The organism is Streptomyces griseoflavus (assembly GCF_014649995.1).
In the GTDB taxonomy this organism is placed as follows: domain Bacteria; phylum Actinomycetota; class Actinomycetes; order Streptomycetales; family Streptomycetaceae; genus Streptomyces; species Streptomyces griseoflavus.
In genome coordinates this window covers 157,542-165,967 of record NZ_BMUC01000016.1, presented here as the reverse complement: position 1 = coordinate 165,967, position 8,426 = coordinate 157,542, and the positions used below count along the sequence as shown (strand labels likewise).

At 72.8% G+C, this 8,426-nt stretch carries 11 protein-coding genes and 5 tRNA genes; 8 read left to right on the top strand and 8 right to left on the bottom strand.

All coding sequences use genetic code 11. The annotated features are described in order from the left end of the window. Positions 1–836, top strand: an 836-nt coding sequence (locus IE172_RS28150) for a phosphotransferase family protein (RefSeq protein WP_190100126.1), incomplete at its 5' end; no start/stop codon positions are given. A gap of 101 nt (positions 837–937) precedes the next feature. After that, positions 938–1,237: a TFIIB-type zinc ribbon-containing protein gene (locus IE172_RS28145; RefSeq protein WP_190100125.1), complete on the top strand. Its 300-nt coding sequence runs from the start codon at positions 938–940 to the stop codon at positions 1,235–1,237. 48 nt (positions 1,238–1,285) lie between these two features. Here the strand turns inward: IE172_RS28145 and IE172_RS28140 are convergent. The 5 genes from IE172_RS28140 to IE172_RS28120 all read right to left on the bottom strand — a co-directional run bounded on the left by IE172_RS28140 (position 1,286) and on the right by IE172_RS28120 (position 1,749). After that, positions 1,286–1,357, bottom strand: a tRNA-Val gene (locus IE172_RS28140). A gap of 43 nt (positions 1,358–1,400) precedes the next feature. Continuing rightward, positions 1,401–1,472, bottom strand: a tRNA-Val gene (locus IE172_RS28135). Positions 1,473–1,491: 19 nt separating this feature from the next. Beyond that, positions 1,492–1,563: transfer RNA gene (locus IE172_RS28130), tRNA-Val, on the bottom strand. A gap of 1 nt (position 1,564) precedes the next feature. Then, positions 1,565–1,638: transfer RNA gene (locus IE172_RS28125), tRNA-Cys, on the bottom strand. A gap of 38 nt (positions 1,639–1,676) precedes the next feature. Next, a tRNA-Gly gene (locus IE172_RS28120) sits at positions 1,677–1,749 on the bottom strand. Positions 1,750–1,926: 177 nt separating this feature from the next. On the opposite strand from IE172_RS28120, the gene IE172_RS28115 reads away from it, so the two are divergent. The 3 genes from IE172_RS28115 to IE172_RS28105 all read left to right on the top strand — a co-directional run bounded on the left by IE172_RS28115 (position 1,927) and on the right by IE172_RS28105 (position 4,718). Further along, positions 1,927–2,979 carry a chorismate-binding protein gene (locus IE172_RS28115; protein ID WP_190100124.1) on the top strand — a complete coding sequence of 351 codons (1,053 nt, stop codon included), beginning with the start codon at positions 1,927–1,929 and terminating at the stop codon, positions 2,977–2,979. Beyond that, positions 2,976–3,797 (top strand): aminotransferase class IV, encoded by an 822-nt coding sequence (locus IE172_RS28110; protein ID WP_190100123.1) that lies wholly within the window; start codon positions 2,976–2,978, stop codon positions 3,795–3,797. Before IE172_RS28115 ends, IE172_RS28110 begins: the two co-directional genes overlap by 4 nt. A 96-nt stretch (positions 3,798–3,893) precedes the next feature. Beyond that, on the top strand, positions 3,894–4,718 hold the full coding sequence (locus IE172_RS28105) for a GNAT family N-acetyltransferase (protein WP_190100122.1): 825 nt from the start codon (positions 3,894–3,896) through the stop codon (positions 4,716–4,718). Between the two features lie 12 nt (positions 4,719–4,730). On the opposite strand, the gene IE172_RS28100 is transcribed toward IE172_RS28105, so the two are convergent. Continuing rightward, on the bottom strand, positions 4,731–5,249 hold the full coding sequence (locus tag IE172_RS28100) for a DsbA family protein (protein ID WP_190100121.1): 519 nt from the start codon (positions 5,247–5,249) through the stop codon (positions 4,731–4,733). A 195-nt stretch (positions 5,250–5,444) separates the two neighbouring features. Between IE172_RS28100 and IE172_RS28095 the strand changes: the two genes are divergently transcribed. Both IE172_RS28095 and IE172_RS28090 read left to right on the top strand, forming a co-directional pair. Beyond that, entirely contained in the window at positions 5,445–5,891 is a 447-nt protein-coding gene (locus tag IE172_RS28095) for a hypothetical protein (protein ID WP_190100120.1), read from the top strand. Positions 5,892–6,022: 131 nt separating this feature from the next. After that, positions 6,023–6,196 (top strand): hypothetical protein, encoded by a 174-nt coding sequence (locus IE172_RS28090; RefSeq protein WP_156698612.1) that lies wholly within the window; start codon positions 6,023–6,025, stop codon positions 6,194–6,196. Positions 6,197–6,388: 192 nt separating this feature from the next. On the opposite strand, the gene IE172_RS28085 is transcribed toward IE172_RS28090, so the two are convergent. Continuing rightward, positions 6,389–6,949: a CGNR zinc finger domain-containing protein gene (locus IE172_RS28085; protein ID WP_190100119.1), complete on the bottom strand. Its 561-nt coding sequence runs from the start codon at positions 6,947–6,949 to the stop codon at positions 6,389–6,391. A gap of 337 nt (positions 6,950–7,286) precedes the next feature. Further along, the gene (locus IE172_RS28080) at positions 7,287–7,700 is read right to left on the bottom strand and encodes an SsgA family sporulation/cell division regulator (protein ID WP_004002642.1); all 414 of its coding nucleotides are present in this window, start codon (positions 7,698–7,700) and stop codon (positions 7,287–7,289) included. A gap of 191 nt (positions 7,701–7,891) precedes the next feature. Between IE172_RS28080 and IE172_RS28075 the strand changes: the two genes are divergently transcribed. Further along, a complete protein-coding gene (locus IE172_RS28075; protein WP_190100118.1) occupies positions 7,892–8,350 on the top strand; it encodes a TIGR02611 family protein in 459 nt (152 codons plus the stop codon). Positions 8,351–8,426: the final 76 nt, after the last annotated feature.

Below are 8,426 nucleotides of genomic sequence, written 5' to 3'. Positions count from 1 at the left end.
TCACCGCCCGCGACGACACCACCGTGGTCCACCACGCCGGCACCGTCGCCAAGGCCCACGCCCCCGGCACGGACCCCACCCACCTCACCCCCCGTCTCGCCACCGCCGCCCACCTCCCCGGCGTCCTCCTCCCCCCGCTCGCCCCGACGCCCGTCGACCTGCGCGGACGGCTCGTCACCCACTGGCCGTACGGCACTCCCGTGGACCCGGACGACCCCGACGCCGCCCCCTGGGAGGCCGCGGCCACCCTCCTCGCCCTCCTCCACCGCACCCCGGCCCCCGTGCCCGTGCCTCCCATGCGCGGCCCCGCGAAGGCCGCCCACGCGGTCGCCGCCCTCCGGGCCACGGCGCCCGGCCATCCCGCCACCGCGCCGGTGCTGCGCGCCTGGGCCGCCCTCCCCGCGTGGGCCCGCGGCGAGGCCCCCATGCCCGACACCGTCACCCTCTGCCACGGCGACTTCCACCTGGGCCAGCTCGTACGCCCTCCGTCACCGGATGCGTCCTGGCTGCTGATAGACATCGACGACCTCGGCACGGGTGTCCCCGGGTGGGACCTGGCCCGCCCCGCGGCCTGGTACGCCTGCGGGCTGCTCGCGCCCGACGAGTGGCACCGCTTCCTCACCGCCTACCGCGCGGCCGGCGGACCGGCCGTACCGCGCGACGGCGACCCCTGGAGCACGCTGGACGCCCCGGCGCGTGCCCTCACCGCGCAGACCGCCGCCCGCGCCGTGACCAAGGCGGTCGCGGCGGACCGGCCGCTCGACGAGGTGGAGCGCTCACTGGTCGACGCCTGCGCGCGCATGGGCGCCGTCCGGCCCCCGTCCCCACCGGGTTGATCGAAAGTTCCGCGCCGTAAGGTGCAACCGACCCGCGGCCGGACGGAGTCTGTCCTGGCGATACGCGAAGAGGGAACGACCGGCGAGGAGTTGAACCGATCATGCAGTGTCCGAAGTGCCGTGCCCCGATGCACACCTACAACCGCAACGGTGTCCAGATCGAGCAGTGCACCGGGTGCCGAGGGATCTTCCTCGACTACGGCGAACTGGAGTCGCTGACCCGGCTGGAGTCCCAGTGGGCCCAGCCCGCGCCTCCCGCCCCGCCGGCCGCACCGGCCGCCCCCGCGCCGCCGCAGGCGTACCCCGCGGCCCCGCAGCCGCCCGCGTGGGGCGCCCCGCACGCCGGCCACTACGGCCACCGCCGGCACAAGAGCTTCGGCCACATGCTCTTCTCCAGCTGACACACGCCGAAGCCCCCGGTCGGGGGACCGGGGGCTTCGGGCGGTGTGTGGACGATACTGGGATTGAACCAGTGACCTCTTCCGTGTCAGGGAAGCGCTCTCCCGCTGAGCTAATCGTCCTCGGGACCACGATCACTCCGAGGAGCGGATCATGGGCACTGCGTGCGCGATACTGGGATTGAACCAGTGACCTCTTCCGTGTCAGGGAAGCGCTCTCCCGCTGAGCTAATCGCGCGGGGGATCCGGGGATCCAGTGGACGATACTGGGATTGAACCAGTGACCTCTTCCGTGTCAGGGAAGCGCTCTCCCGCTGAGCTAATCGTCCTTGGAGGTGGAGACGGGATTTGAACCCGTGTAGACGGCTTTGCAGGCCGTTGCCTCGCCTCTCGGCCACTCCACCAGGAGTGCAGGGGACCGGGATGTCCCCCTCTTCCTGCGAGCGGACGACGAGGTTCGAACTCGCGACCTCAACCTTGGCAAGGTTGCGCTCTACCAACTGAGCTACGTCCGCCTGTCGTTTCGGTCGGCTTGCGCTTCCCGGCGACGAAGTGAACTCTAGCGGATTCCGGGGCCAGCACAAAAACCCGTTTGTGCAGCGTGCTGCGCTGCGCCCGCTCGGTGACGTACCCGGCGGCCCCCGGCGGGCGTGACCGCGGCACCTCGGACGGGCCCGCCATAGACTCGTCACGTGCTGGACCTGCCCCCTCTCGCCCGCTTCGGTGACCGCGTCGCCACCGGGCTCGCCGACGTCACCGACGACCCCGCCGCCCTGGAGTCCACCGGCTTCTGGGCCGTCGCCGCCGACTTCGAGGGCCGGCTGACCTGCGCCCGCTTCCGTGAGGTCCGCAAGCAGCCGGTCCCGGCGCCGGTGCCGGGCGCCTGGCGGGGACCGGCCGCCGGTGACTGGACGTCCTCCCTCGACCGCGCCGCGTACACGGCGGCCGTCCGTCGCATCCGCGACCACATAGCCGCCGGCGAGGTCTACCAGGCCAACCTCTGCCGCGTCCTGTCCGCGCCCGTTCCGGCCGGCACGGACGTGGACGCCCTCACCGCCCTGCTGGCCCGGGGCAATCCCGCCCCCTACGCCGGAACGTTTCGGCTGCCGGGCCACGGCGTGGAGATCGCCACCGCGTCGCCCGAACTCTTCCTGCGCCGCGAGGACCGGACCGTCGAGTCCGGGCCGATCAAGGGCACCGGAAGGACCGAGGCCGACCTGCTGGAGAAGGACTACGCCGAGAACGTCATGATCGTCGACCTGGTCCGCAACGACATCGGTCAGGTCTGCGCCGCCGGCACGGTGACGGTGCCCGACCTGTGCGCCGTCGAGAAGCACCCGGGCCTGGTCCACCTGGTCTCGACGGTGCGCGGCGAACTGCGCACCGGTGCCGGGTGGCCGGAACTCCTCCCGGCCGCGTTCCCGCCCGGCTCCGTCACCGGCGCGCCCAAGTCGAGCGCCCTGCGGATCATCGAGGCGCTGGAGACCGTGCCCCGGGGCCCCTACTGCGGCGGCATCGGCTGGGTGGACGCCGACCGCGGCACCGGCGTGCTGGCGGTGGGCATCCGCACCTTCTGGATCGACCGGGACGCGGCCGGCGGCGCCGTGCTGCGCTTCGGAACCGGCGCCGGGATCACCTGGGGATCCGACCCCGAGGGGGAGTGGCGGGAGACCGAGCTGAAGGCCTCCCGGCTGCTCGCGGTAGCGTCGGGAACGTACGAGGTGAGTGAAGGGACCTGGACGTGAAGATCTGGCTCGACGGCGGGCTGCAGGACACGGAGTCCGCCCGCGTCTCCGTCTTCGACCACGGGCTGACCGTGGGCGACGGCATCTTCGAGACCGTGAAGGCCGTGGACGGGCGCCCGTTCGCGCTCACCCGGCATCTCGACCGGCTGACCCGGTCGGCCCGCGGGCTCGGGCTGCCCGACCCCGACCTGGACGAGGTCCGCCGCGCCTGCGCCGCCGTCCTCGAGGCCAACCCCATGCCGCTCGGACGGCTGCGGCTCACCTACACCGGCGGCCACGGCCCGCTCGGCTCCGACCGCGGCGACCGCGGCCCGACCCTGGTCGTCGCCCTCGGTGAGACCACCCGCCGCCCCGACTCCACCGCGGTCGTCACCGTCCCCTGGACCCGCAACGAGCGCGGCGCGCTCACCGGCCTGAAGACCACCTCGTACGCCGAGAACGTCGTCGCCCTCGCCCGGGCCCACGAACGGGGCGCCTCGGAGGCCCTGTTCGGCAACACCGTCGGGCAACTCTGCGAGGGCACCGGGTCGAACGTCTTCGTCGTGCTCGACGGCGAGCTCCACACCCCGCCGATCGCCTCCGGCTGCCTCGCCGGCATCACCCGGGCCCTGGCCGTCGAATGGGCCGGCGCCAGGGAGACCGACCTGCCGCTGGACGTGCTGGAACGGGCCGAGGAGATCTTCCTGACCTCCACCCTGCGCGACGTGCAGGCCGTGCACCGCGTCGACGACCGCGAACTGCCGGGCGCCCCCGGCCCGGTGACCGCCAAGGCCATGCGGATCTTCGACGAGCGCTCCGGGGCCGACCTCGATCCGTGACGGTCCGCGGATCCGGCCGACCCGCGGAGCGGAGACAGGGGCAGGGCCCCGGTGCCGGGGGTGGTGGGTGACGGGCGGGCGGGTAGAACATCCGTGATGACCACCACCCTGCGGCCGGCCGAGCCGCTCCAGCAGAATCCCGACGGGACGCGTTCGCGCCGCTACCAGGTGTGTGTGAACAGCCGTCCCGTCGGGGCCGTCCACCTCGGCACGCACCCCGTCTTCGGCGACACCGTGGCCCGGATCATGGACCTGGCCATAGAGGAACCGGACCGCCGGCGCGGCCGGGGCACGGTGGCCGCGCTGGCGGCGGAGGAAGTGGCCCGCGGCTGGGGGTGCCGGCGCATCGAGGCGACGGTCCCCGCCGGGTCCGCCACCGCCCTCGGGCTCGCCACGGCCCTCGGTTACGTCGTACGCAACCGGAACATGGAGAAGCCGCTCGGCGACACCCCGCCCGCCCTGCCGGAGGGCAGCGTGGCCCGGCCCATGACCGAGGCCGAGTTCGGGCCCTGGACGGCCAGGGGCCAGGAGGAGTACGCGCGGAACTGGACCGCGCGCGGGGTGCCGGAGGCCGAGGCGCGGGCCAAGGCGGCGAACGACAACGCCGCGCTCCTGCCCCGGGGCCGCACCACCGAGGGCATGCTCTTCAGTGTCCTGGAGCACCGGGGCACGCCCGTGGGCACCCTGTGGCTGGCGGTGAACGGGGAGCAGGCCTTCGTCTTCGACGTGCGGGCGGACGCCGAGCACCGGGGCCGGGGGCACGGCCGCTCCCTCATGCTGCTGGCCGAGGCCCAGGCGGCCGCCGCCGGCCGGCGGGTCCTGGCTCTCAACGTGTTCGCCGGCAACACACCCGCCGAGCGGCTCTACGACTCGCTCGGCTACGGCACGACCCGGTACTTCATGTACAAGACGCTGGTGTGACGGCCGGTCCCGCTACTCCGCCAGCAGGCGGTCGGCGATCTCCTCGACGCGCCCGCGCAGGCCCTCCTGGCTCTTGCCGCCGTCGAGGCGTTCACCGCCGATGACGTACGTCGGGGTGCCGGTCACCCCGATCGCCTTGCCCTCGGCCTGGTCGGCGTCGACGATCAGGATGTGCCGTCCGTCGATCAGCGCGGTGTCGAACTCCTCGGCGTCCAGACCGAGTTCCCCGGCGACCTCGACGAGGAACGCCTCACCGCGACGGTCCAGCTCCTCGACCCGTGCCAGCACGGCCTCGACGTACGCCCACCCCCGGCCCTGCTCCACCGCCTCCTCGGCGGCCTGGGCGGCGGCGAAGGAGTGCTTGTGCTTCTCCAGCGGGAAGTGCCGCAGGCGCAGCTCCAGCCGGTCGCCGTAGCGGGCCCGCAGGGCACGGACGTCGTCGAGGGCGGTCCGGCAGTCGGGGCACTGCAGCTCGCACCAGACGTCGAGGACGGGGGTGGCCGCGGTGGGGGCGGGGGAGGAGTCGCTCATGGGCCACAGTCTTCCAGCCCGGCCGCGGACCGCCCAAGCCGGACCGTCCCGCCCCGGCCTCCACCGGGACCTGGGGAGGAGCCGACCCGGAGATGTCCCTGATGTCGGGCCGGAACATGGCCCCGCGGGCCCCGGCAGGTGCAGGATGGAGGGGAACGAAGCACCACCGCGACCGTACGCCGCCTGGAGGACCGGATGATTGCCGAGACCGTCTGCTCCGCCGTCTCCGCGGCAGGCCTGGGCATCGCGGTGGTCACGGCCTACCGCAAGCGTTTCCTCGCCGCGACCCGCATAGCCGCCTATTCGCTCGTCCCCGTCGCCCTGGTGATGACGGGCGTCGTCCAATGGCTGGCCGACACCGCCTTCAGTCCGACGGCCTGGGCGGGCTTCGGGCTGCTCGGCCTGTCCTGGGTGCTGTTCGCGACCACCCGCACCGTGGAACGCCGCCGTGGCGGCACCCGCAAGGAGCGCAAGGCCGCCCGGGCGGCCGGGGCCTCCGACGCGGTCGCCCCGGGAGCGTCGGCACCCGCCCTGGGCCAGGGCTCCCGCCCGGCGGCCAAGCCCGCGAAACAGGCGCCGGCGTCCCGGGGCGAGGACGACTTCAGTGACATCGAGGCCATTCTCAAGAAGCACGGCATCTGACGTCGGCCGGCCGGCGGAAACGTCACAGGGCGTCCCGGAACGCCCGGAAGTGATCACAATCAGAGCCGAAGATCACGTATTCGGCGAGCTCACGCCCTTTCCGTGAGTGTTGATCGCGTCGGGAGCGCCCGATGCGTCATCATCGCGGCGAGATGCTGGACACGACACAGAGCGATGCCGCGCCGCAGCAGGACGAGCCGCGCGGATGCCTCTTCGCCCTTTCCCAGCCACCGCTGATGATCTTCCTTGCGGTGATCGGGTGTCTGCTGCTCACGGCTGCCCTGCACGACCTGCTGTGGCTGTGAGCCGTACCCGCGGTACCCGATGTCACCCGTCGGGACCGCGTCGGCACGGCATCGACATCTGGGCCCCGGGGATCACGCGGACCCCGACCGCCTCCCCGCACGGGGAGCGTCCGGGCCACCCCACCGCGGGTCGCCCCGCCGCTGCCGGGACCGGCTCCGCCGGCGCCTTCCCCGAGACGCGTCGGCGCCGGATCAGCGTGCCGCCTCCTTGCGGCGGGCCCGGTACGCGGCGACGTGCAGGCGGTTGCCGCAGGTGCGGCTGTCGCAGTAGCGGCGTGAGCGGTTGCGGGAGAGGTCGACGAAGGCGTGCCGGCAGTCCGGGGCCTCGCAGCGCCTCAGCCGCTCCTGTTCCCCCGCGACCACGAAGAAGGCCAGCGCCATCCCGCCGTCGGCGGCGAGGTGGTCGGCCACGGAGGCGCCCGGCGCGAAATAGTGCACGTGCCAGTCGTAGCCGTCGTGGTCGGTGAGCCGGGGGGTGGTGCCGGCGGCCGCGACCAGCTCGTTGATCAGCCCGGCCGCCGCGCGGGCGTCGGGCGCGGCGAAGACCGCGGCGAACCGGGAGCGGATCCCGCGCACCGCGGCCAGATCGTTCTCGGTGAGTACCCCGACCTCGCTGATCTCGTGTTCCCGGACGAAGACCTCGAGGGCCGCGACGTCCGGCAGTCCGTCCGACGTCGCGTCGTCCTCCGGCGCGGAGTTCACCAGATCCACCACGGTGTCGAGTGCGCACCGGGTGTCGTGGGTGATCAGCACGATTCGCTCCCTGGCCTGGGGACGGGCGGGCGCCCGCCGATGCTGGCCGATGGTAGTGGCTCCGGCGTGCGCCGTGCGTCTCCGCTCCGCACATGGCTTCGAATCAACGCCGGAATCCCCGCGGGCGTACCCGGACGTGCGGGAGCCGCTCTGGTGCCTGTGCACGTGCGGGAGCCGCCCTGGTGCCTGTGCGGCGCACGCGCAACGGCGCCGAGCCGCGGAGGACCGCGGCGTCGGCGCCGTTGGGCGTGAGCCGCGTGCGACTGCCCGCAAGCGGCTGTTCGGGCCCGAGCCGTCACCCCGAGTCGACGGCGCCGGGCGGTTCGGTGAGCCTCGCCTAGCTTTCCGCCAGGATGTGCGAGAGCTCCTGATCGAGGTCGAAGTGCCGGTGTTCCGTGCCGGGCGGCACGGCGGCGTCGGTGCGCTTCAGGAAGGACTCCAGGGCCCGCGCCGGGGCCTCGAGCAGGGCTTCCCCCTCCGGTGAGCTCAGGGCGATGCACACGACGCCCTGGCCGTGACTGCGCGACGGCCAGACGCGGACGTCGCCGGTGCCCGTGGGGCGGTGAAGTCCCTCGGCGAGGAGGTCGCGGGCGAACACCCACTCGACGGTTTCCTCGGCTCCGGTGTGGAAGGTGGCGTGCACGGCGTAGGGGTCGGCCGTGTCGTACCGCAGGCCTGCGGGGACAGGCAGGGAGGACTCGCTCGACACAACGAGGCGCAGGTGCAGCTCGCAGCTGACCGTGGTGTTCATAAGCGCCAGGGCCTTTCGCTCAGTGTGCGCTCGGGGATTCGCACGTCGGCGAAATCGACATGCCACCTACGGTGCCGTTGTAAACCCCTCTGAGTGTTTTGCGTGCGTTTACGTAACTCTTCCGGCCGAGAGATCGTTCGCGTCGTACGCCCATTCCGGTGATGTGTTTCGCTCGGGTAGTGTTTGGCCGTATGAACACGGGGAGTAACAGTTCCGTCGAGGCCACGGCGGCGGCTCACGGGGTGACGGTGGACGAGAGCGAGAGCCGGGACGAGCGGGCGCTCGGGTCGAGGGCACCGGAATTCGTCAAGGCGCGCCGCGCTCTGCACATCAGCTGGCAGGTGGGGGTCTTCGTCGTCGGTCTCGCGGTCGTGGCGGCCGGTGCCGCGATGCTGGTGCTGCCCGGCCCGGGGTGGGTCGTGATCTTCGGCGGCATGGCGATCTGGGCGACCGAGTTCGCCTGGGCCCAGCTGGTGCTGCGCTGGACCAAGCGCAAGGTCACCGAGGCGGCCCAGCGGGCCCTCGACCCCCGAGTGCGGCGCCGCAACATCATCCTGACCTCGGTCGGACTGGTGATCGCGGCCGCGGTGACCGGCTTCTACCTGTGGAAGTTCGGCCTCGTCATGCCCTGGAAGATCGAGAACCAGTGACCCTCGGCGGGGGCCGGCCGCCCGGCCCCCGCTGGTCACGGGCATCCCCTGACATGGGGTAATGTTCTTCCTGCGT